At 37.6% G+C, this 26,056-nt stretch carries 18 protein-coding genes and 1 pseudogene; 2 read left to right on the top strand and 17 right to left on the bottom strand.

What is annotated here, in order from left to right; translation table 11 throughout:
* Positions 1–172 precede the first annotated feature (172 nt).
* Positions 173–1,342 (top strand): aspartyl protease family protein, encoded by a 1,170-nt coding sequence (locus tag L6469_RS10375; RefSeq protein ID WP_006282920.1) that lies wholly within the window; start codon positions 173–175, stop codon positions 1,340–1,342.
* A 64-nt stretch (positions 1,343–1,406) separates the two neighbouring features.
* Here the strand turns inward: L6469_RS10375 and L6469_RS10370 are convergent, their stop codons facing one another.
* On the bottom strand, positions 1,407–2,183 hold the full coding sequence (locus tag L6469_RS10370) for an SDR family oxidoreductase (RefSeq protein WP_006282919.1): 777 nt from the start codon (positions 2,181–2,183) through the stop codon (positions 1,407–1,409).
* 119 nt (positions 2,184–2,302) lie between these two features.
* Between L6469_RS10370 and L6469_RS10365 the strand changes: the two genes are divergently transcribed.
* Positions 2,303–3,091, top strand: a complete 789-nt coding sequence (locus L6469_RS10365) for a Cof-type HAD-IIB family hydrolase (RefSeq protein ID WP_006282918.1) — start codon at positions 2,303–2,305, stop codon at positions 3,089–3,091.
* A 38-nt stretch (positions 3,092–3,129) separates the two neighbouring features.
* Here L6469_RS10365 and L6469_RS10360 read toward each other — a convergent pair whose 3' ends face one another.
* From L6469_RS10360 to L6469_RS10285, 16 genes and pseudogenes are all read right to left on the bottom strand, one after another.
* The gene (locus L6469_RS10360) at positions 3,130–3,333 is read right to left on the bottom strand and encodes a hypothetical protein (RefSeq protein ID WP_143067237.1); all 204 of its coding nucleotides are present in this window, start codon (positions 3,331–3,333) and stop codon (positions 3,130–3,132) included.
* Positions 3,334–3,392: 59 nt separating this feature from the next.
* On the bottom strand, positions 3,393–4,604 hold the full coding sequence (locus L6469_RS10355) for an NADP-dependent isocitrate dehydrogenase (protein ID WP_006282917.1): 1,212 nt from the start codon (positions 4,602–4,604) through the stop codon (positions 3,393–3,395).
* A 110-nt stretch (positions 4,605–4,714) separates the two neighbouring features.
* Positions 4,715–5,764 carry a hypothetical protein gene (locus L6469_RS10350; protein ID WP_036857933.1) on the bottom strand — a complete coding sequence of 350 codons (1,050 nt, stop codon included), beginning with the start codon at positions 5,762–5,764 and terminating at the stop codon, positions 4,715–4,717.
* A 58-nt stretch (positions 5,765–5,822) separates the two neighbouring features.
* Positions 5,823–8,153: a cellulase family glycosylhydrolase gene (locus L6469_RS10345; RefSeq protein ID WP_006282915.1), complete on the bottom strand. Its 2,331-nt coding sequence runs from the start codon at positions 8,151–8,153 to the stop codon at positions 5,823–5,825.
* Positions 8,150–8,599, bottom strand: a complete 450-nt coding sequence (locus L6469_RS10340) for a T9SS type A sorting domain-containing protein (RefSeq protein WP_074614364.1) — start codon at positions 8,597–8,599, stop codon at positions 8,150–8,152. Before L6469_RS10340 ends, L6469_RS10345 begins: the two co-directional genes overlap by 4 nt.
* A gap of 76 nt (positions 8,600–8,675) precedes the next feature.
* A complete protein-coding gene (locus L6469_RS10335) occupies positions 8,676–10,640 on the bottom strand; it encodes an IPT/TIG domain-containing protein (RefSeq protein ID WP_006282912.1) in 1,965 nt (654 codons plus the stop codon).
* Between the two features lie 21 nt (positions 10,641–10,661).
* Entirely contained in the window at positions 10,662–12,044 is a 1,383-nt protein-coding gene (locus L6469_RS10330; RefSeq protein WP_006282911.1) for a glycan-binding surface protein, read from the bottom strand.
* Positions 12,045–12,064: 20 nt separating this feature from the next.
* Positions 12,065–13,822: a RagB/SusD family nutrient uptake outer membrane protein gene (locus tag L6469_RS10325; protein WP_006282910.1), complete on the bottom strand. Its 1,758-nt coding sequence runs from the start codon at positions 13,820–13,822 to the stop codon at positions 12,065–12,067.
* A gap of 19 nt (positions 13,823–13,841) precedes the next feature.
* Positions 13,842–17,123, bottom strand: a complete 3,282-nt coding sequence (locus tag L6469_RS10320; RefSeq protein WP_039870788.1) for a SusC/RagA family TonB-linked outer membrane protein — start codon at positions 17,121–17,123, stop codon at positions 13,842–13,844.
* Positions 17,124–17,617: 494 nt separating this feature from the next.
* Positions 17,618–18,832, bottom strand: a complete 1,215-nt coding sequence (locus tag L6469_RS10315; protein ID WP_223918687.1) for an ISL3 family transposase — start codon at positions 18,830–18,832, stop codon at positions 17,618–17,620.
* Positions 18,833–18,900: 68 nt separating this feature from the next.
* Positions 18,901–19,797 carry an AraC family transcriptional regulator gene (locus L6469_RS10310; RefSeq protein ID WP_006282906.1) on the bottom strand — a complete coding sequence of 299 codons (897 nt, stop codon included), beginning with the start codon at positions 19,795–19,797 and terminating at the stop codon, positions 18,901–18,903.
* Positions 19,794–21,014 carry an AGE family epimerase/isomerase gene (locus L6469_RS10305; protein ID WP_039870786.1) on the bottom strand — a complete coding sequence of 407 codons (1,221 nt, stop codon included), beginning with the start codon at positions 21,012–21,014 and terminating at the stop codon, positions 19,794–19,796. The genes L6469_RS10310 and L6469_RS10305 overlap by 4 nt, the downstream gene beginning before the upstream one ends.
* Positions 21,015–21,016: 2 nt before the next feature.
* Entirely contained in the window at positions 21,017–22,360 is a 1,344-nt protein-coding gene (locus L6469_RS10300; RefSeq protein ID WP_006282904.1) for an MFS transporter, read from the bottom strand.
* 21 nt (positions 22,361–22,381) lie between these two features.
* Positions 22,382–23,553: pseudogene (locus tag L6469_RS10295) on the bottom strand (glycosidase).
* Between the two features lie 7 nt (positions 23,554–23,560).
* Positions 23,561–24,634: a glycoside hydrolase family 26 protein gene (locus tag L6469_RS10290; RefSeq protein WP_006282902.1), complete on the bottom strand. Its 1,074-nt coding sequence runs from the start codon at positions 24,632–24,634 to the stop codon at positions 23,561–23,563.
* Positions 24,631–25,914 (bottom strand): acetylxylan esterase, encoded by a 1,284-nt coding sequence (locus L6469_RS10285; RefSeq protein WP_036857936.1) that lies wholly within the window; start codon positions 25,912–25,914, stop codon positions 24,631–24,633. Before L6469_RS10285 ends, L6469_RS10290 begins: the two co-directional genes overlap by 4 nt.
* Positions 25,915–26,056 lie beyond the last annotated feature (142 nt).

The following is a 26,056-nucleotide window of genomic DNA, read 5'->3' as shown; positions in this document are numbered from 1 at the left end:
TACTCTATTCCGAAACTCTCATACAACTTGATAAATTAAGTTAAGCTATCAAATAGCAAGAATTCACATGGATTACATCCAATATTTATTAAGGGGGAAAACACCTTTTCACTATACTTTTGTTTCATACTTCCCCCTTTTATCGTATATTTGCACGAAACAATCATAAAGTATGAAGAGGATTTTTTTCTATATAGCAGGATTTTGTTGCATGTTTAATGCACATGCTCAAATGCATCAATACAATACGAACTTCACCTTATCAGAAAAGAATTTCGTCGATACAGTTGCCATTGAATACGAGAATGACCAAATCTACGTTCCGGTAATAATTCAGGGCAAAAAATATCGATTCAATCTAGATACAGGGTCAAGTCAAGGCTTGCTATATACAGACACCCAAATACCTAATCTCCAAGAATTAGGCAATGTGATATCACATGATGCCAATGGAGTAACGGATACCATAAAAGTTGTTCAACTTCCTAATTTGATGTTAGGGCATCAAAATATCAACGGCTATGTTGCTTCTATTGTTAAGAAACCAATAGGCAAGGTTAATTATGATGGCATTATCGGATTCGATATTTTTAATAAAGGCATAGGAGCAAAGATTGATCCAAAGAATAAAATAATGATACTCTCCGATCGTAAACATTATTTTGACCATGAAGCTGGACAAACTCTTAAATATAACTTAAAATGGTTTGTTCCATATATTATGGTTAGCCCGTTCATGCGCCATACTGATGAAGTACTCTTCGACACTGGAGCTAAACAACTATACCAGATGAATCGAGAAAGTTTTATGGAACATCGTTACAAAAGTAAGCAAGTAAATGCCCAAGTTGAAGGAGAAGCAACAGGAAACTTTACGGTAGCAACCAACAGTACCGAAAAACAAGATAAAGTATATTTTCTGAATCTCAATCGATTAAAATGGAATGAATTCGCCTTTAAAAACGTTCGAACCATAACAACTCAAGGCGCATCGAGAATCGGAAGTCAACTTTTTAACTATGGAAGTATTGTTATTAACCCGAAAAAAAAGAGAATAACCTTTCAGCCATATAACAATAGCGACAGCGTAAACGTAAGCAATAAACAGTTTGGAGTAGCATTTATTGAAAAAGAAAACCAACCTTATATTGGACTAATTTGGCATAAAAGCGAAGCCTATAAGAACGGAATGCGCCAAGGAGATATCGTATTGAAGATTGACAATGAACCCATTAACTCATATCAAGAATTTATAGATTATCCTTTTACTACCGGCAAAAAATATAAATTTGTGTTACAAGACCCTAGAGGATTTAAGAAAGAAGTCTTCGTTACACGCTAATAAAACGAACAGACGACCATTCTCCAATAGGAAATGGTCGTCTGTTCATTATTTTAAAAAGTCATTAAATCGAAGTATACCCACCATCAACAGGCAACATAATACCATTAACATAACTACTAGCAGGACTAGCCAAGAAGATAGCCGCTGTATCCAGTTCCCCCTCAACTCCATATCGCTCTTGAGGAATTGCCCCCTTAGCATATTCTCTAAACCATTCTGTGTTCAAGGTATCCCTAGTCAGAGGTGTTTCAAAATATCCAGGACAAATAGCATTAACATTAATATTATACTTAGCCCACTCCGCAGCAAGTGCACGGGTCAAATTAACGACGCCCCCCTTAGCAGCATGATAAGGAGAAGACGGTGCTATTTTATTTCCAACAAGGCCGTATATAGACGATATATTAATAATACGACCAAACTTAGCAGGAATCATGGCCTTCTTCGCTACAGAACGAGCCATTTTGAAAGTACCAAAAAGATCTATATTTATCTCATTAGCAAACTGTTCGTCAGTAATATCTTCTGCAGGAGCAACAGCACCTGTACCTGCATTATTAATCAAAATATCGATACGACCAAAATGAGCAAGAGCTGTATCTACAGCATTCTCCACCATTTCGGTATCACTTACATCACAACGTATTGGGAATGCTTCAACCCCGAATTCTTGTTCCAGCATTTTAGCAACCTCTTTAATTTTCCCTTCACGACGAGCAACAGGAATAATATTACATCCCTGATTAGCCAAAGCACGAGCCATTTGCACACCAAGTCCTGTAGAACAACCTGTAACCAAGGCTACTCGACCTGTGAGATCAAAATAATTCTTCTTCATTTGGTATTCACTTTTGTAAATTCATGAGTTTGTCACAAATTTAATAAAAAATATTTGGACAACAACGGTATCACATTCTTTTTTGTACCTTTGCACTCAAATTAATGAATCAATAGGTTATGGCAATTCGAGCTCTTTTTTTTGACATTGATGGAACTTTGGTTAGTTTCAAAACACATCGCATACCCCCATCAACAGTAGCTTCTCTTACAAAGGCAAAAGAAAAAGGTGTAAAAATATTTATTTCTACTGGACGTCCCACTCAGTTTATTACAAATCTCCAACAAATAGAACACCTTATCGATGGATGGGTTACTACTAATGGAGCAAACTGCTTTATTGGCACAGACACCGTTCACCGCAAAGCAATGAGTCGTGAAAATGTTGATCACATAATCGCCTTATCTGATAAATATCAAGTACCTGTTATTATTGTAGGCAGTCAAGATATAGCTGTACACAACTACAATCCTCAAGTAGATATACTCTTTCGCGAAGGTCTTGGTGTTGTAAATATAGATTTCACCAAACTCGACATCGAAGATCTGAAAGGTCAGGATATACTACAGATGACTCCTTTTTTTAATCAAGCCATGGAAGAAAAATTAATGCCACAACTAAGCAACTGTACAGCAGGGCGCTGGTGTGACGACTTTATCGACATTACAGCCTTAGGTGCTGATAAAGGTGAAGGTATAGAAGCAATAGCCCGACATCAGGGAATAACCATAGATGAAACCATGGCATTTGGTGATGGAGGAAATGACAACACGATGATTATCAAAGCTGGTATAGGTGTCGCCATGGGTAATGCCAATGAAGGTACCAAGAAAATTGCCGATTATATTACGACAGGCGTAGATGACGAAGGCATTCAACATGCCTTACAGTATTACCATATCATATAAAACAATATATATAAATAATCCCGAGCAACTATTATATGTTACTCGGGATTACTATTTACTAAAGCTTCGCTTGTGAATATCCATTCATCATGCGACATTAAAATTATACAGTTTATGAACATTGGATGATCATCAACTAGTACGCTAAATAACACACTGGCATCAGAGGTTACCAATGCTGCTATTTCCTGGTCAACGTTGTTCCGCTTCTTGCCCTCATCGAAGGGAGATGGACTCGACATCGCGTCTAGTATTGACCTTCTCGTACTGCTCGTTGAACATACAACGCAACAGATCACACTTATGCTAAGCGTTTCTCAAGATGAGCACGTATTGCAGCTATGAAATCTGCAGAGTTGACAGCCTTAGCCTCAACACCCTCCATAAGATTAACAAGGTCTTTTGTTGCTACACCCTCATTCAACGTATCAAAACAAGCAGCTTCCAATTCATTACCAAAGTTCACAAGAGCACTGATGCCATCCAGTTCACCACGTTTGCGAAGTGCACCACTCCATGCAAAGATAGTAGCCATAGGGTTAGTACTTGTATCCTCACCCTTCAAGTAACGATAATAATGACGGGTCACAGTACCATGAGCTGCCTCATACTCATACTTTCCATCAGGAGATACCAACACGGAAGTCATCATAGCCAAAGATCCAAAAGCGGTACTGAGCATATCACTCATCACATCGCCATCATAGTTCTTACAAGCCCAAATGAAACCACCTTTGCTACGAATAACACGAGCAACAGCATCATCAATCAAAGTATAGAAATATTCAATACCAAGTTTTTCGAAAGTAGCTTTATATTCTTGCTCAAATATATCTTCAAAAATCTGACGGAACTGTGCATCATAAGTTTTAGAGATAGTATCCTTTGTAGCAAACCACAGATCCTGTTTGGTATCAATAGCAAATTTGAAACAACTATGTGCAAAAGATTTGATACTCTTATCAGTATTATGCATACCCTGAATAATACCAGCACCATCAAAATTATGGATTTCGATTTCTTGACGTTTACCACTCTTACCTTCGAATACCAACTTAGCTGTACCTGGTTCATCTGCACGAAGCTCCACACTCTTGTATACATCACCATACGCATGACGAGCTATAGTAATAGGCTTCTCCCAGTTTTTTACGACAGGATGAATAGAAGGTATCGTTATAGGAGCACGGAAAACTGTACCATCCATAATAGAACGAATAGTACCATTAGGACTCTTCCACATCTTGTGCAGATGATATTCGTCCATACGTTTCGCATTAGGAGTAATGGTAGCACATTTTACAGCTACACCATATTTTTTTGCAGCCTCAGCAGAATCAATTGTAACCTGATCTTCTGTTTTATCACGATTAGGAAGGCCTAAGTCATAATATTCTGATTTCAGGTCAACAAATGGAAGGATGAGTTCATCCTTGATCATTTTCCATAAAATGCGGGTCATTTCATCACCATCCATCTCGACCAAAGGGGTCGTCATCTTAATTTTTTCCATAATTCTGTAAGTTCGTGTATCTATATTCTATTAAATCTGCGGCAAAGGTAGTAAAAAAGATTCCAATTTGATTAATTCTACATCAAAAAAGTGACAAAAACTAAGAAAAATCAGTATTTAAGATACAATCCGTTTAAATGTTTCAAAAATATTGTCTTATCATCATTATACATTTTTACAAAGTCGCTAATCACTGCATTATTCATTCCAGGATAAGGCACACAATAATGCCCTTCTTTAGAATCACCATAGTTAGCTCCGAACATGATATACGACAAACGATACTTTTGAATAGCTGACAGAATTGTACCCGTAAAGTAAACACTGTCAGGAATCCCCTCTATACCTGTAGTCAATCCAGGTACCATATATCTTTCCTGAGCTACTGATGTTAACACTTGTAACATCTTATGAAAGTTTTTCCGATAAGACTCAACATTCTTAGTTTGAGAAATCAAAGAATAGTTGATGACATCAATATCATCACTGATATATTGATTTATTTTTTCACGACTTATCATCTGCGAGAAAGAAAAACCATAAATGGCATTCGTAACTTCTGCTTTTTTGAGTTTATCTATAGTTTTATCACAAAGACTCTTATAGTCTCCTGCAGATAGTTGTGTATACCAAGATTTTCCATCTAAAGGATAAAGACACAATACGACAGGAGCTTTAATGCCATAACCATCTTGTAATGAATCAAGATATTTAGCCAACTGTTTAACATACTCATCGAGCATATCTTCATTTTCATTAAAATCAGGAGCCGTCCAAAAAAGAATAATGAGTCCACCTCGTTTAAAGAGTCTAAGAATATCTTTACGAATCACATCAAACCTCTCTCCATCCCTATTTACCTTACATCCCTTCTCTACACCCATCAGTTCATATCCACCAACAGCGGCATAATCATCACAAATACTAAACATATTGCTATGATGAGATTTGTCTTTCCACCCTATACCTTTTAGGCTATCATATATTTGTCCTATCATTACACCTTTATTCATAAATGTGCGAAGATTGGTTTGAAGATTTTCTGTTCTTGTAGTTAGCCCATTACTCCCCATTTCATCATAAGACTTTCGTTCATGATGACGACAAGACACCATGAAGAATGCTACCACTAACAAGCAAAAGATAGATTTGATTTTCATGATTAACAATGTCAAAAAGCCCTCCCTAAAAAAGGAGGACTTAAAAAAGATTATTACATTAATTATTATAAGCTTCCTGCATAGCCTCAACCACAGTTGGCAGTGACCACTGAGGCTGTATACGGTCAGAGCCATCGAATATACTCATCCAGTAAAATGTAGCAGAATGATGATCTTTAGCCAGTTTTACCATATCAGCAGCCTGATCTGCAGCCAACTTAATTTTCTCTGCTGGAGAAGACTTTGATACCGATATATCAGACTCTCCATGAGTACCATATTCGCCTATAATATAAGGTATAGTCGTGAACTTCTTGGAAAGAGCTGAGAAGATTTCTGTTAAGGTATTATGACATTCACTATCCCACGTCGTTTTGGTATTGAAAAAATTCCAAGGATCATAGGAGTGAACTTGCACTATAAGATGGTTATTTACTGCATCTGTAGGAAGCATAAAGTTATTAAGTACATTTTCCCCTTTAGCTGCAGCATAAGTATTTACAATTAAGTTACGAGTTGCATTATTACCCCCAGTCGCACGAACAGCATCTACAAAATCCTGAGCATAATTGTTTAATGCCTCATATCCAGAAGCCTTCTGTGGTTCATCCCAGGAATTATTACCATCAAGCATCTCATTATAACCTTCAAAAAGCAAATGCTGATCATAATCAGCCAAAGCATTCGCAATCTGAGTCCACAGTTTCTTGAATTTCTCCTTTGTTGCAGCATATACATCAGTATCCGCTTTTATCCATGCACCAGAACCAGCAGCTGTATCATGATGAACATTCACAATAGCATAAAGACCAGCATTCATTGCATATTCCACGATTGCTTTAACACGCATCATCCATGCCTCATCAACATTTCCCTCTGCATCCATATGCTCATACCAAGTAACCGGGATGCGGACAGCATTAAATCCATTTTGCATTAGAAATGTCATCATATCTTGCGTGGTTTCGGGCTGTCCCCAAAAAGTTTCATAAGTAGCAACAGGCTTACCTGTACCACAACCATTTGCATCAAGGGTATTGCCCAGATTAAAACCTAAACCAAAGTTATCAACAGCACTCTGTGCAGATTCTTCCATATAAGTAGCGTTCTGATTGATTTCATCACGGGTAATCACAACGTTTTCGTTCATCACCTTAGTCCACCATTCATCTGATGGCATAGATTCACCATACCATGGCATAAAGTTCAACCATTTTGCTCCAGCATTCCAAGCTTGTTCAACATCAGCTGTAATAGTAGAATTATTAACACCACACTCTGCGAGAGCAATCATCTTAGATGGATAACGACCCTTAAGTTGACTATACTCAGAATACTGCTGAACAGCCGTAGTACCATAGAGATCACGACCGATAATATCTACATAAGCATCACCTGGATACCAGTCATCATCATTATTATATATATCAGAATCACCATTATAATTCTGAGAAGTCCACTCCCAAATCAAATTATGAATACCTTTATTGGAAAAGTAATTGAACATCGTGTGCCATAGTTGCTTATATACATCAGGACCATCTTCGCCCCACCAGAACCAAGCTTTTCCCCAGTTTGCACCAGACTTTAAAGTTGCATTACCGGCAGCTTCATGGAACGGACGCCAAAGAGCAACAATACCAGCATCTTGAAGTTTAAGTATAACGTTAGCCACATTTTCCATTTGTTCCATGAAAAATTTATTCTCCCAAGTACCAGAAACAAGAGCATGACTAGCCTTGAAAGTAGTTTGACTAGAGTTAATACCCTGTCCAGAACCATCTGCCCCAATAGTTGTATTTTCATTTTGAGGCACATTGAAATGCCACATCAGACTAACAATACCACCAGCATCAGCCCATTCAGTAACCGGAGTAATATCATTATAATTAATCCATCCATTAGAGCCTTGATTAGGTACAGCTATATGAATAAAATCATAGCAATTGATAGCAGGATATTTACCTGTAAGCACATGTATTTTATCGGCCTCATCATGATTCCAAGCTACATGAGCCATCATACCCGATAAGATCTTATTACCATAAACAAGCCGCAGATACTTATAGAGTTTCTTTGCTGCATCGTTAGCAGAAGCATCAGCCAAAAAAACACCTGAAACATCTACAGGATTAGAATGAGCGATATTAAAGGTTACACTCTTCACATCACTGATGTTCCAAACATTGATCTGACCGAAATCATCAAAGCCAGTCATATAATTGCCAAAGGTACCATCACCATTAAACTTAATATTTGGGAATTCCATCACCTTATAGGATTGCGAAGTCCCATCTGCCTTATTGACTACATAAGTATCATCTGCAGATTGTGCAAAAACTGAAAAAGAAATCAGAGTTGCTAAAAGAGAAAAGATAAACTTTTTCATTTCTTGGTTATTTTAACAGATTTACCATTTGTATTAATAACATATACTCCCTGAGGTAACGACTCCAAATTAAGAACTGTAAACGAACCTAATTGGGTACTATCCAAAGAAACACACATTCCATTGATAGAAAAAATACGAATCTGATTTGAAGAACCTGGAATTATCAGCGAATTGCCCTCAAAAGTCAATTTTTCATTTGTAACATCTTCAATTCCCGTACTTTCTCCAAATGTAAATGTTCTGACTTTATACAAATCATACTCTGCAGTTGTTAAACCTGCAACAATAGTCATCTTATCATTTTGCATTTTAATATTAGGAAGATCTGATAAGGCAAAAATCTGTGTGGTATTATCATTAAACGTAATAATCAATGACTTGTCTGCAGCTTTTGCTGCAAACACACAGATTGCAAAAATAAAAGCTAATATAAACTTCCTCATAATAAAAGTTTTAATCAAGTAAAATGTGGCGTAATATTAATATATCACGCCACCAATTTTATAAAAACATAGAGAATTACTTCAATGTAATCTTAGTGATTGTAACATCCTTTCCTGTAACAACGAGACCACCATTATTGACTAACTGATTAAGAGCTGTTTCTGTCAATGTATAAGTAGCAACCGTTGAAGATCCAGTCAAATCAATCTGTGCATTAGGTAAATTGTCCCATTTATCTCCCTGACGAACACTAATACATACCCAACTAGCACTTGTATCGTTTGCTGTAAAATAGAAAGTTAGTACTTGACCAGCTTTAACAGTAGACCAATCATATCCACCCCAAGCTAGATCTTGATTGCCTGCCCAATTTGCACAATCAAAGCTACCTGTCCAAATAGTCTTCTCTGCAGAATTTACAATGATCTTACCTACAGTAAATTTAGTTTCTTCTGGAGTAATAAAGATAAAATCATAAGTAGCAGGAGCTATAGAAGCTGGAATTTGGAATGTAATTTCACTGTCACTACGACTTCTAATCTTAGTAACCTTAGTTCCACCAATATAAATAGCCTCAACATTATTAAAGTTCTTTCCAGATACAGTTACATATTCACCAACAGTACCTTCAACTTCTGTACTATTAACCGCCGGTGTTGTAGAAGCATTAATGGTAAGACCTGATACCTTAACCGTTGTACCATTCATCAAGTTCAAAATAACACCTGAACCTGACGCTGCAACAGGAGTCGTTAAACCGATAGAGGTTTCTGACTGAGCAGCAAACTCTGTAATTTCGATATCAGCTTCTCCAGGGAAGGTAATAGACTTCACCAAGTCAAGATCAGTACCTGTTAGGACAACCCTATCACCCGCAGTCAATGTAGTAGGTATAAAATTTATTACAGTTGGTTTTACCAATGTATAAGCAACAGATACAGTCTTACCATTAGCCAGGCTCAAAGTGATATCCCCCTCCTGAGCAGTGACTGGAATTTTAGCTGTAATCTGAGTTGCAGATTGAGTTGCGATTGTAGCATCAGTAGCGTTAGGGAATGCGATACCTGTAATCAAGTCAAGATCCTTACCTGTAATCGTAATCGTCTTGCCATTTTTAACAGGAGAAGGAGAAACAGCCAAGTCTGTTGGAACAACCGTAGTAATACTACCAGCAGGAATCTCAACACCAGACTTCGTAACCAATGTTACTTCACCATCAGATGCTTTCACTGGAAGAGCAAAGCTAACCATAGTAGCAGTCTGAGCAATAAAATCGCTATCAGCAACAACTGCACCATTCAACTTGACACTGGCAATCTGCGTTAAGCTTGAACCCGTGACAGAGATTGTAGCACCAGCCTTAAGGGTTGTAGGCGTCAAATTCTGAACAGTAGGAAGAGTTACCGTCAGAGCATCCTCAGTACTGATTTCCGTTGGAGAAGAAGCCAAGTCTGTAAGCGTAATCTGTCCCGTCTTTGCTTCCTCAGGAATAGCTACCTGAATCGTATAACGATCATGAGCAATAAAAGCATCCTCCTTTACTGTATCATTATCTGCAAAAATTATTCCATGAAATAAATTCAAATAATCACCCTTAATCGTAACAATATCACCAACAGCACCAATCTTATTATTCTCTTGCCCAACATAGAAATCTGTTAATTTGATATCTTCACGATAGGTAACAGGAGAAATTGTGCTAATGGTACCACCCTTAACAGTCTTCAAAACAACAATACCCGTATCACACTTTTCAGCAGGAACCTCTATTGAGATTTTACTATGAGAACCCGCAGTTAGCACTTGTATAGCAGTAATCGGATCAGCACCAGGAAGATCAATCTCACTAATCTGATCCAAATGACTACCATAGAAATAAAGCATACCTCCACGAAGTACAGGACAAGGACCAAACGAGTTGACAGCAATATCATTACCGTACTGATCAGTATTCAAATCGTCATCACTACTACAAGCGGTTACTGATAGCCCTACCAGGGCCACCAATAACATGACAAATATATTATTAAGTTTTATCATGACTTACATCCTTATTAAGATTTATTTATTAGGCACAACACGAATATTATCAATCTTGATAATTGGTGTACATTCCACTCCGTCAGGAAGAACAGACTTATCATTGTAAGCACCCTTAATCAGGAAAATATTCAAACTTGAAAAGTCATTAATACTAGAGAATGACTTAGTAGCCGAATTTCCATCAAATTCAAGATTAAAATCAGAAAGAGGAATTGTGACGGTAACCCACTTATCACCTGTATCATAAAGACTTGCACTAGAATTTGAATACCAAGGCATATAAATGGCACGTCCCCAACCATTCTGAGCATGAAACCAGGTATTGTTACAACCAGCTAAGGTTACGCCGTTCACATCTACAACGCCAGCATTACCTAAACTGATCTGAGAAGGACTACCAAAAATAATCTGCATTGGACCTGCTCCCCAACCGGCATCAGCAGGAATCAACATTTCAAACTTCAAACTCTTGTTTGTCCAATCAGAGAAGTCTGCGACATCACAAAGGCGAGGATGAGATGCATAGGTCTCAGGATTAGCCCAATTACCAGCCCAGTATTCGAAAGAGAATTCATCATTCCATTTACCATTAGCAGCCATAGTAACACCAGTATTACCTATTTGCATATAATTACCACTGAGCGATGTATCATCACTCTGGATAATACGATCATGCCATCCAGAATTACCTAACACTTCATTCGTAACACTATTAGGTGTATCAAAGTCGAATAGCATACCACGATTATCCATATACTGGAATGGTGCATTGGTTGAACCATACTTATCAGAGACAACTATATCTTCATGCTGCGGCATATCCTCAGGCATGGTAAACGTAATCTTCGTTTTTTCGATACTCGTAATAGCCTCTCTTGGCAAAGTATAATCTTTACCAACTTTGATCTCTAAAGGATAGTTATCATAATCCAGGAAATAATCACCAGTAATAGTAACTTCCTCTCCTGCTTTAGCCCACTCGTTGCTCATGGAAACTACAGAAGGAGCAGAAATGGTAACCTGAAAATCATAAGGTATTGTATCATTACTAGCAGTAATCATATACATTTTATCTGTTACTACAGAAGGAATCTCGTTAGGAACAGAAACAATCAATGTATGATCAGTAATATAACTTGTATTTAATACAGCTGCCTGATCATTGAAAAGAATACCCTTGATACTTTTCAAATTATCACCTACTAAACAAATTGTAGATTGTAAAGACGCTGAAGTAAGCAACGAATCCTTGCTGGCTACATCTACCGGTCGAATATAATATACAGTAGGAGTTCCACTTGCCAGTTCAAATTTATCAGGCTGATCTGCACAGGATGTGAATCCCGAGCCAACTGCCGTTAGAGCAATCATGAAAGACCATGTTATATTTTTAATTTTCATAATTGTATTTTCTTAAAAGGTTAATAGCTATATGTATTACGCACATCTACATGAATGGATGCTGCACTTGTAGCAAGATTAGGATTCAATGCAACATCCTCAGTCGGGAACGGCAAAGAGAAACTTGCAGCTGTAACGTTAGGAGCTGCTGTAGCCTCATCATATTGGAATTCACCATCTTCCTCACTGTAAGACCAATTCGTTTTTCCAGATTCATAATATCTCTTATACACAATATTACATCCCCAAAGAGAATTACGTTTCTGGGCCGTAATTTCCTTAATGCAAGAATTTACATCATAATAACTTCTTCGAACAAAATCATACCATCGGTCACCTTCACCAGCCAATTCTAGACGACGTTCTTTCCATACTTCATCAAATGTTAATGATGACTTTTCTACATCAGAAGGAACTGCACGTTGATGAACTTGATTGAATGCATACAAAGCATCTGCATTTGTTGTTGAACCACCATCAAGAAGGGTATGTGCTTCAGCATTTACCAAGTATACATCAGCCAATCTTAAAATATGAGTAGAGAATGCATAAGCCATACGACCTGGAGTTAGACCTGTTTCTGCGATATGATCAGCATTATCACCATACAAATGCTTTACATTCGTACCACCGCAAGGAGCCTGACATTCACCAGTCGCAGCAGCATTATAAGTCTTATCATACCAAAAACGAAGGTAATCAAAGCCTTTCTTATTATTACCGAGATCATGATCTCTCCAGAAATAGTCATAAATATCACCAGCTAACATCACCGTTGCCTTACGACGGGAATCTTTATCAATTCGCTTTGCAGGATCATCCTTTGGGGATACACCAAAAGCTTCAATCAAATCAAGTGAAGGGCCTCCCCAACCACCCCAACAGTCACCATTCTCATCAAATCCTTCAGGAGCAAGGTCACTTTGCAAGGTATTCTGACATGTCCAGTGTGAGCCTACTGTCCATTTCCACGCAAACAAACTTTCATCACTGTTATTATTGCTTCCACGGAAAATATCAGAATAATTGGTTAATAAAGCACGACCAGAGTTTTCTATAACATCTTTAGAATACTCTGCAGCTTTGGCCAAATCAGAACTATTTAAAGAACCGCTTACACCAGCCCTTGTAAGATAAACTTTAGCCAAAAGACCTTCTGCACAATAGTAATCAATACGCCCCGTTGTACTTTTTTCTTTAGGAAGAAGTTCCATTGCCTTTTCCAATGTCATAATAATATACTCATACACATCAGCTTTCTGTACCTTACTGAGGGTATTATAATCACCTGCTGCTAAGTTTTCAGAGTTATTATGTATAATAGGCACATCTCCAAAACTACGAACGAGGAAAAAATAAGCCATGGCCTTCCATGCCAGACACTCACCCAAACACTGATTCTTGGTAGCCTCAGAAGCTGTAGCACCCTTAATAGACTCATAAACAGTATTAGCATGACCGATTTCTGACCAAAGCGAATAAGACATATTTACCAAATCCTGATCTGTACCGTTAACACTAAAGTTCAGATATGGACTATTCCCCCAGTACATATTACCAGATAACACTTCACCTACCTTGATAAAACCACGTTGGAAATCATACCAAGGTGAATTATACAAGTAATTGACGCCTGAAATACAAGCAGCATCGGAGGTATAATAATTTTCTGTATTGTAGCTATCCTCTACCGGCTTATCCAAGAATGAGCTACAAGACGATAAACCTAAACCCAAAAGTAAGGTTACAGCAGTATACTTTATATATTTGCTTTTCATTGTGAAATCCTTTCTATCGTTAGAATGATAAATTCAGATTGAATGTTACTGTTGTTGGAGAAGGATAACGACCATTATCCAAATTGAATACATTAGCACTTGCTGTAGATGCACCAATTTCAGGATCATAACCATCATAACCTGTAATAGTAAATAGATTCGTTGCATTCAAAGATATACGAACACTATTCATACCAAGTTTTGAAACAAGCGGTCTTGGTAGAGTATATCCAAGAGTTATACTCTTCAGGCGAAGATAAGAACCACTCTCAATATAACGACTACTCCAAGCATCATTATCATTAGGGTCATTAATAGAAGCGCGAGGCAAGGTTGCATCAGGATTGCTCACTACCACATTAGCAATATTGTCATACCAAGCTCCTGTAGTATTGCCATCGGCAGCCGTCAATTGCGCTCTACCGGCAACATCCACCAACTGATTAGTCCAAACACTATTCATGTGTGTCAGCTTCATCTTCATATAGTTGCCTATCTTGCCTCCTACAGAACCATTGAGGAATATATTCAAATCAAAGTTCTTATAACGGAAACTATTGTTGAAGCCGAAAGTGAACTTTGGCCATGGAGAACCAATATTCGTCTTATCATTTTCATCAATAATACCATCATTATTGACATCCTTAAACTTCAAATCACCTACGTATGTCGTATTCGTTCGGCTATATTTTGAAGCATCTGTACTCCAAGACTTTGTACCATCGGCATTTGTAACAATAGGATTATTTTGCTGAAGTGTATTCACCGGAGAATTCAAGATGTCTTCAAAACTTGTATATACACCTTCAACTTGATAACCATAGAAAGAAAACAGAGACTCACCAGGAACTGTACGAGTAACAACATCAGTCCACTGACCATATCCAAGCAAGGCTGTACTGCCCGACAAACTCTTCAATTTGTTACTATTAAATGATATATTGAAATCAGAAGTCCAATCAAAATCCTTTGTTGCGATAGGTTTACCACTGATATCAAACTCAAAACCAGTATTTTCAATGTCACCATAGTTACCATAAGGAGCAGCAAGAGCAGATGAACTATTACCACTAGTACCCATAATAGAAGGGAGTATCAACTGCATCAACATATCTTTTGATTCTTTCTTATAAGCGTCAAATGTAAAATTTAAACGATTATCAAAGAAGCCAAGATCAAGACCTATGTTCAGCTGTTCTTGGGTTTCCCACTTAATATCCAGATTCTTCAAGTTAGCTGGACGATAAGATACACCCAATGATGTTTCCATTACAGACATAGCAGAACCCCACTTGTAACTACCAATATTAGAGTTACCAGTTTGTCCCCATCCCATACGCAGTTTACCATTAGAAAGCCATTTACCCGCAATATCCCGAATAAATTTTTCATTAGAAAAACGCCATGCTAATGCAACTGAGTGGAAGCCAGCCCAACGCTTATTTGGACCAAAGTTTGAACTACCATCATAACGGAAGGTATATGTAGCTAAATAACGATCATCAAAATTATAAGTTTCACGAGTGAAGAAAGAAGCCATAGAGGAACTTCCCCATCCTGCACCTATCTGAGGATCACCCGTACCAAGAGCAGGGTTATGAACGATATCATTAGGAAGATTCGTATTATAAACGGAGGTATAATCGTATTTAGATTCCCAAGCTTCCTGACCCAGCATAGCCGAAACACTATGCTTGCCCCAATTATTATTGTAGCTAAGATAGTTACTCAACGACCAATAGGTATTACTGTTCTTTTGGATACGACTCTGATTCTGATCACGATTCCAAGTACCCAAGTTTACCTTAGGATTATAAGTAGAACCCTTAGATGCACCAACATTATAACCAAACTGAGCATGCCATGTAAAATGCTTAATAGGTGTGATATCTGCAAAGACACTACCATTCAAAGACTGTCTATCAAGCAAAATATCATCCATTAATGCCATAGCGATAGGGTTAGGATTGGTATAACCTTCCTTCGATACGCTTGAATAGTTACCATCTACATCATATATCTGAATATCAGGAGGAGTAGTCAAAGAATAGTTTATCAAGCCCTCATCACTATCAGCCAATTTCAAACTTTCACTAGTCTTACTATAAGTATTATTGGTACCAACCTTTAACCAATTTTTCAATTGAGCTTCTACATTCACACGAAAGCCATAGCGACTAAAATCACTACCGATAATTGTACCATTCTGCTTTTCATAGTTACCTGAAAGATAATATTTAATTTTATCAGTACCTCCTTCGGCACTAATCTGATGACTATTAGACCACGCTGTGCGGAAGATAGCATCCTGCCAATTGGTACCAATACCTAAAATAGAAGGATCGCTATAGATTGCATCGGGCTTAGAAATTTCACCCTGAGCTACCAAACTGTTATAGAACTCAGCATACTCACGGAGATTCATAATATCAAGCCGTTTATTTTGGCGAGAAGCCGAGACACTACCATTATAAGTAAATTTAGCTTCACCACTCTTACCCTGCTTCGTTGTAATAAGAATTACACCATTAGCACCCTGAGCACCATAAATAGCAGTTGCAGAAGCATCTTTGAGAACTTCCATGCTAACGATATCCGCAGGATTTAACAAAGAAAGAGGAGAAACTGCAGAATGTGTACCATTTCCTAAAGCATCACCTAAACCAAGACTTGCTCCACTATTAGAACCACCTTGCCAGATAACACCATCAACAACATATAATGGATCGGAATTAGCATTTATAGTAGCCTGACCACGAACACTTACAGACACAGCAGAACCTGGTGCGCCAGATGTTGTCATCGTAGTAACACCAGATACACGTCCCTGAAGGGCGTCATCTACATTCGTCATAGGAGCAGACTTCAAAGTCTTCTCATCCAATGATGTTGAAGCACCTGCCAAATCGCTTTTTTTCATTGTACCATAACCCACAACTACTACTTCGTTTAGATTCTGACTATCTTCTACAATGGTTACATCGATTGTACTCTGTGAACCAACTTTAATCTTTTTCTCAATATAACCTACATAGTTAACTGAGAGAGTAGCACCTGCCGGTACATTAAGTGTGTAACGACCATCAAAATCTGTTACAGTGGCAATTTTTGTACCTACTACACGAACTGTGGCACCGATAATAGGACCTTGTGCGTCTGTTACAGTACCTGAAATCTTTTTGGTTTGTTGCTGAACAACCATAGCAGCATTATCTGCTGCAAAGGTTTGAGGTAAATATCCTGCCCAAATGCAAGATACTAAACCTGCAAGCAATAACGGTCTTTGATTCTTTGGTTTCATATTGCTTAGTTCTGGTTTTTAATTATTAGCTTCATGATATTGGGATTAGCTATTATTTTAATATTAATTCTTCTGATTTTATCTTAGTAATTCATGGTACTCTTTAAATAAATGTTTTCGATATTACATATTGCAAAAATATAAAAAAAGGTGCCACATGAATAATACTATTTTGATAGAACATGATACTTTTACACCTATCTAATAATCTATATAATAAGTATTATTTTACACTTATTTTTACTTCATTTTAAAATCCTACAAAATTGTAAGTATCAGCTACTATTAACCATTGATAAAATTTTCAATAGAAATTATGAACTTTCAAAAAAATATTATCTCTACAATCCGCTTATTGAAAATCTACAAAAATAAGACAAAAAGTATCTGTTTAAATAAGTTTCATGCAAACACTTAATTTGCCTTATATTGCACTATTCAAGTAACGAAACACAAGAATAACAGATCAGATAATAATTTTAATTTTTGGTTCATCAGACAAATGACGTGATGCGTCTGTCGTGTAAGGCATAGAGTCTAAGTTCAAAGTACTTATCATCCCTGAATCCGTATGCATTTCTTTTGAGTACTTTGATCTTATTATTGATACCTTCGACTTTAGCAGTAGATATGTGACAGTCGTACCATGCTAGGATGCCGGATCGATATGCAGCAATAGTATTTGCCACCTTTTCTATCAGTGATACTTTAGTACTCCTGGCTTGTCTGATCCATTCGTCTAGGAAAGATTCTGCATGAGTTTTAGTGACTTGCATCCATATTTCCCTCATGCTCTCCTTTAAATAGTACGCCTGTGCAAGAGGTTTGTTCATGGCTAGGGCATTCTCAAGTCTCTCCTTGTGTTTGTCATCATAGATGTCCTTACCATTACAGAGCAACAGCCATCTCATACCCTTTATGACCTTCCGTCTATTGAGATCCTTCTCCTCATGGTACATCCTGCTTCTAAGTTTGTCTATCGCATCATTCATGAGCTTTACAACATGGAAATGGTCAAACACATGTACGGCAAGCGGTGCATGTTCCATCACAGAAGCAATGAAGGCCTTTGATAAATCTGTAGCTATATGCTCAATGACAACCCCATAATGGTCTACCTTGCGCCAGAAACCTTTCAGGGCATCTACACCCTTACCGTCTCCCACATATATAATCCTGCCTGTCTCCAAATCCACGACAATAGTCTTGTATACATGTCCTTTACGTACTGCGAACTCATCTATTCCTATGCTCTTTACATTCCGTATGTTCGGATTACCATACCTGGATTTCAGACGACGTTTATGAATGTCCTTTACAGTATCCCATGTCAGATGGAGGTATTCTGCCACCGATTTGATGGTTGCAATATCAAGCAGGTCCACTACAAGGTTCTCCAAACGAGCAGTATAGGTGCGCTTACCATGAGCAAAGTGGATCTCCTCCTGCATGTCACAACCGCAATCCTTGCACTTTATACGTTGAATCTTTGTATGAAGGACTACTGGAATATGACCTATCGGGACAGTCTTGAAGTCGCGCCATACATAACCATTACGAATAATATGACGACTCTTACAACATGGACAGCGCATTTTGTCCATTCGCTTTTGGATATTCAAAACTATTTGGCTATCTTTGTGGCTGAAACTGTTGCATTGGAATCCATTGATGCCGAATGCGAAAAACAGGAAGCTGGAATTTATCATGTCATTTATAGTTTGGTCGCTACAAAGATATGAATTTTCCAGCTATTTCTTTTCAATTCAATTTAACATCACGTCATTTGTCTGATGAACCTAATTTTTTTATATTCTTCCCTGAATTTAGTAGGAGAACAGCCTTTTTTCCGTTTAAAAAGACGATTAAAATTACTTAAGTTATTATATCCACAAGCAAAACTGATTTCAGAAACACTTTCATTCGTATCTATCAACTTACGAGTAGCATATCCCATTCGAATATCAATAATATAATCACTTAGGGTTTTACCTGTATGAAGTTTAAAAAATCTACTAAAAGCACTATCGCTCATATTTGCAATATTCGCTATCGTGCTCAGTTTGATTTCCTCCATATAATGCTCGCTAATATAATTTTTTACTTTTAAGATTCTTCTACTATCATCTTCCACTTTTACTTTTGCATAGCTAGTAGTGGCCAAAGTATAGGCACCCTCGGATAAAGATAATATATTCAATATCTGTAGAAATTCTATCAATGCCGTAAAACGATCCTGAATCTGACTAAGACGATCCAATTTATCATATACCTTCATGATAGCATTAAGAGGGAAAGCAAGTCCTTTTCTTGCTTCATGCATCATATGACGGATACTGGAAAATGGATTTTTGGAAAAGAAATCATCACTATCCTCATTTACCATTCCAAAACAGAATTGTATCGTTATCTCACGCACATTTTCGCATTTACAACCATTTTGCTCCCATACGTGTTCCAGTTCAGGACTCGTAATCAAGACTAAGTCATAATCACCAATCACTTCACTACTGTCGCCCACTATACGACGAACACCAGCTCCATGCTCAACAAAATTTAGTTCATAAGCCTCATGATTATGGATAGGATATGCAAATTCCTTTTTATGGCGATCAGCAATATACAGAGCATCTTTATCCATCAAAGGAGTTATTTCATGTAATACTTCACTCATAAGCGTTCCAATATTTCTATACACATTCTACTGTTATGATACGGACATTTCCAGAAACCAGCATGATCGTCTTTACGATTAATATTACCTTCGGCATCACAAGACCAGTACCATTCGCCTAACGTATAGTCTATAAGATGATCTTTAATGTACTGCCAACCTCGTATAGCTTTATTCAATGCGGATTCTTCATGGAAATACTGAAAAATATTAACCCAACCTACAACATTTTCTGCTTGTACCCACCAGTGGCGATTAGCATCAACATAACCAGTATCAAGATTAGTTTCATGCGTCATCGAGCCATCTTCATTGAGCCCTTTCTCACTAGCCTGAGCGACCTTACGAACAATCGGTTCCACGAAGGCAAGAACCCTTTTATCATCTAAGATCAAAGCTGCTTCATGCATTAACCATGAACACTCAATATCATGACCATAACTCTCTAAATGGCCAGCACCACGTGTCCAATCCATACCAAAAAACAAATCAAGGTGGTAAGTCTGTGGATTAAGTATTTTATCTGTAAAGATAGTAATCAGATTACGTAGTGCTTTTTCTAATCTAATATCTTTCCAGATACGATAAAGATTAGTGTATGATTCGATGATATGAAGATGAGTATTTTGAGACTTTGGATAATTGGCGTCTAACTCAGAAAGGCGCATATCAGCTATTTCTTTCCAGTCACGGGTCTGAGCTTCAATATACCCATTGTTTACCGCATCAAAAGAATGTTCTTCTATACACTCGAACAACTGGATGGCATAATCTAAAGCCTCTTTACTTTGAGCTTCCATACCTGCTACATTTTGTGTAGCACGGGCATACTCAGAAAGCCCATATATCATAAAACCTATCGCATAAAATTGTTTTTTGGTATCAACAGGATTACCCAAATAATCTAACTCCCAATATGTACCACCAAACTCACGATCTATGAAATAGGTTAGGATATAATCTTTTGCACGGGTAGCAGCCTTCAAATATTCAGGATTCCCCAAAACACGATAAGCAGCAGAAAAAGACCATAGTATACGGGCATTTAAAATTCCTCCTTTATTAGCCGTAGTATTTAAAACACCTTCACCTGTCATCTGACCGTAAAAGCCTCCATGTTCATAGTCTACCATTTTGTTTAACCAAAAAGGAAGGATATTACTCTGGAGCACATCCTTCACCTCTGATTTCATACGTAATATGACATCTTGTAACATACTTATTTATTAATAGGATACTTATAAGTTAAAAGAAGCATGATCACCACAATAGCAGCAGGGAACAGCGAAAATAAAGACCATACCATAGAGAGAACAGAGTCTGTAATAGATGTAGGATCTACTATAGAGTTTCCCGTAGAATCAGTAATCATACTAGCACCAGCCAAACCTAAGAACAAAGCTACTAACGAACCCGAGATAGCTGTACCAAATTTTTGTGCCATCGTACCTGATGAAAATATTAACCCTGTAGACGATGTTCCGTTCTTTTCGGTTGCATAATCAGCAACATCAGCATACATAGACCATAACAATGGAGAATAAAGTCCTACACCTATAGAAGTCAATATAACAATACCTACCATTAACCAAATATAAGAAGAATGCATAGGCACAAAGAAAAATGCTACAGAAGTAACAGCACAAATAATAGCTGCCACAGTAAAAGCTTTTTTCTTAGATCCCACCCACTTGGTAAATATAGGAGATATACCACCAAAAACCATACAAGTAAGTTCACCAAAGGTCATAAATACCGTATAATTAATAATGAACCCACTTACCGTAACATCACCTTTCAAACAATATTCAAAAAGATAACCTGCCACAGCATAACGGAAACCGTTAAAGAAATTGGTACAAATACCTATCAGTGTAAGATAGATCCATGGTTTGTTTCTAAACAAATCACCAAACTGCTTAAAAGAGAACTTTTCTGCACGTACAGGCTTCAGTCGCTCTTTAGTAAGCAGACCACATGTTAACGTACCAACAGCAGCTATAAAACCAAAGAAAACACCAAGCACTGCATATTGATGTTGGCTTGTTCCCCCAACAAATTTCTGAAGATAAGGAAAAGACAACAGAGTAACAAATCCCATGGCATAAGCACCTACCATACGAAAAGAAGAGAACTGATTTTTTTCATTATCATCATCGGTCATAACTCCTAAAAGAGAACCATAAGGAACATTAACTGCAGTATAAATGGCCATCATCAACAGATAGAAAGAATAAGCCCAAATACGTTTACCTACAGGGCCAAAGTCTGGTGTGTATAATAGAAGGGCAAAAATCAATCCGAAAGGAATTGCTCCAAATATAAGCCAGGGGCGATACGTTCCGAAACGAGACTGCGTGCGATCAGCCAAAGCCCCCATCAACGGGTCGGTAACCACATCAAACATACGAGCAACAAGCATAAGAGCTGCAGCATCTGCAAAAGTCAAACCATACACATTGGTAAAAAACAATGGGAATGCGATTGACATAATTTTCCAAGTAATGCCACCTGCGGCTGCATCGCCCAAAGCATAGCCTATTTTTTCTTTAAGACGAACCATAATATGTTTTTCTTTTAGGTATTACTGATTAATAATCTTCTTATTCTTGACAACCAAAGCCTTGATATTTCCTACACTAGCAGCTGTAGTGAATCCGTCCTCTGGTGTATTCATGCAATAATCTATTAATTTTTCAACAGTAGATGTTGCAACATGCATACGCGTATCAGAACTAGCATAATAGATAAAAACCTTACCATCTTCGTCAGCAATCCAACCATTAGAGAATGTTACATTCATAACATCACCAATATACTCTTCCCCCTGAGGTACGATAAAATATCCACCAGGCTGAGCGATTACATGTGTAGGATCATCAAGGGCTGTCATATACATATAAAGTACATAACGCAAACCAGAAGCACAACCACGCACACCATGTGCCAAATGTAGCCATCCCTTAGGAGTCTTGATAGGTTGAGGTCCCTCGCCATTTTTCACCTCCATAATGGTATGATAATGGCGCATATTTATAATCTTTTCTTCTTTAATCTCAGCATGAGTAATGTCATCAACAAGCGCCCACCCGATACCACCACCAGAGCCAGCATTAATAAAATCATCTTGTGGACGAGTATAGAAAGCATACATTCCATCTACAAACTCTGGATGAAGTACTACATTACGCTGCTGACTTTTTGCTTTCAAATCAGGAAGCCGTTCCCAAGTTTTTAAATCCTTCGTACGAGCTATACCTGCAGTAGCGGTAGCTGCGCTCAAATCTTCCGGATGATTATCATCATGACGCTCAGCACAGAAAACACCATAAATCCAACCATCTTCATGAAGCGTTAGGCGCATATCATAAACATTCGTGCAGGTATTACATCTTCTGGCATTGATATTGGCTCATCCCAAAATCTAAAGTTATCAACTCCGTTAGGACTCTCTGCAATAGCAAAGAAACTTTTTCGATCAGCACCTTCCACACGTACAACCAACAAATACTTTCCATTCCATTTAATGGCTCCACTATTAAGAGTAGCATTCATCATAATACGTTGCATCAGATATGGATTATCTTTCTTACTAAAATCATATCTCCATTCTAATGGAGTATGTTCTGCTGTAAGTATTGGATATCGATAGCGAGTATAAATTCCATTACCCCACCTCTCTGCTATATTTTTCCGAGTAAGTAACTCTTCATGATGCTGACGAAGAACGGCAATTTTTTCTGAAAATTGTTCCATACGCTATTTATTTTATTTTCTTTATATTTTTAACAAACAATGTTTTCTTTTCCTTAGCAAAATGCTTAAAATCAGAAGCTACAACAAGGCCTGGTGCAGCAATATATAGTTCTTTTGGATTGTCCCACGCATTACGCCAAAACAACACATAACTAATTGGATATTCTTTGGCTACCGGCCAAAACACATGCGTAAACCATGTTGAGTCTGGTAATGTTTGGGCTCCTGTTTCTGTCAATGCGACCAACTTATTTTCCGTTATTGCTATATCTTTTAGTGCTTCCAAATCATGTTTGAGATTTTTAATATACACATCATTATCTTTATTGAAATCATACAGGTCGACACCTATTAAATCGACATATTGAGTTCCAGGATAATATTTCAAATAGTCTGCACCACCAGAATTTGGTGAATACCCCCACAAGAGTTGATCGCAGGCATACCGTTTTAATAGTTGATCATGCGTATATATATAGAGCTGCTTATACTCATCTACTGTAGTGCCCTTAGATCCCCACCAGAACCAAGTACCTTCCATTTCATGCCAAGGACGAAAAAGAATTGGAACTTTTTCACCATCAACTGTTTGAATAGAATTGAGAAAATCAGCAACAATCTTCAACCATTTATTAAATTTTTGATGCTGTGATCCTCCTGGAAGTATTTCTTTAACAGGATTTCCAGATGGGTCCCAAGCATTTTTTTCTGTAACCGGATTAAAAGGATGCCAACTTATCGTTGTAACACCTCCACGTTCATGCTGGGCTAAAATTTCTTCCCGCATTCTATCAAATGGTACGTTGTCGATATTAGCAGTTTCTCCTAATTCGATACCACCTAATTCGAACCCCATAATAGCTGGATAATCGCCACAAACCTCTTTGACATCAGAACGTCCTCTATCCCATTTCCAATTTCGTCCGTATACGGGATCATCCTGGTGGCCTATCATGATACCTTTTTTCTGAATTTTCTTCAGACGATTCAATAATCTATAGGCTGGCGAACATGGTTCACTGGCCATTATACCAAGGCTTAAAGCCAAGCCCAAAATACTTATTGCAATTTTTTTCATCATTCGTTCAACAAATGTTTACATAAATAATTTTGCCACTCATCCCACTGTTCTTGATACCAAAAATGACCGGTCATCTGATACACACTCACTTGTTTCTGGCCTGGATAAATATTATATAATCCATAAGAAGATGTTGGAGGAACAACCTCATCATTATAGCCAAAAGAAAACCAGCCAGGTACATGAATACGACGAGCAAAATTTACTCCATCGTAATAGCGTACACCATTCAGTTTTTGCAAACTTGGAGTTTTATCATATATAAAATAATGTGGCCAACCGCCTGCAACACCATTCAATTCAGACTCATAGTCACACATGGCATCATGTACTGCAGCCAAGAAAGTAACACGCTTATCCAAAGCTGCTACAGCCAAAGACAAGAAACCTCCTTGACTTGCACCGGTTACACCTAGGGTTTTACCGTTCCATTCATCAAGAGATGCGATATAATCTACACCTCTCACAGCACCTGTTACAACGCGCTTATAATAGTTTTCGTTAGGATTATCAAGATTAGTAAAGCTATAATTACGAAGGGCTCCATATCCTAAGTCATCATATACTTTCTGATCCAAAGTTACGGGTATGCCATGAATACCTATTTCTAGGATTATAGCTTTACCAGGAGCCGTATAAGTATCACCTGTATAAGGACGAACTCCAGCACCCGGAACACGGAGTAAAGCTGGATATTTTCCTGGTTTTACTGGTACACTTAATATACCATATATTTTGCTGCTATAAGAATCATTAGAATAACTCACCTCATACACGTTCATATCTTTGGTACAACGTTCCGCCAACAATCGCTTGGTTGGATTCAGACGAATTAAGCGAGCATCAGCCAATGCTTTTTCCCAAAAAGCATCAAAATCTTTCGGGCAATGTGTGGCAGGTTGAACTTTTTCTGGTGAGAAAGCAGCCGTACATAATCCTTCATAAGTTTTACCATCTACATGAGCAGTAACCTTAAGACGATAAAAACCAGGAGTATTCATGCTTCCAGTCCATTTCATCTTACCTTCCTTGAGCTCCACTTTCTCTTTTGTTACTGTAGGGAACATAACAGGTCCTGCTTCATAACTGATAATTGCTCCAACCAAAGGAGTACCCGATTTTAGGACAGAAACTTCAAAAGAAGCTTTTTCTCCTATCTTATAATTCCAGTCTGCATGATTTGGCTGGACCTGCACCATTATATTTGTTCCACGAATTTGAGCCTGTATGCCCAAAACAGAAAATGCCAAGAAAAAAAATAAAAATATTTGTCTATACATGGTAAGATGACAAGATAATGTTAATAATTATATTATTATTAGGTTTCAGTCACTTGATATGGTAACTATGACTTTGCAAAGATAGCGTTTCTTTTGGCAAAACACTTATACTATTTTGACCATTCCTTACACTTTAACATCA

Source organism: Segatella baroniae B14 (assembly GCF_022024235.1).
In the GTDB taxonomy this organism is placed as follows: domain Bacteria; phylum Bacteroidota; class Bacteroidia; order Bacteroidales; family Bacteroidaceae; genus Prevotella; species Prevotella bryantii.
Note: the sequence above shows the minus strand (reverse complement) of the source record. Positions and strands in the feature narration are given on the sequence as shown.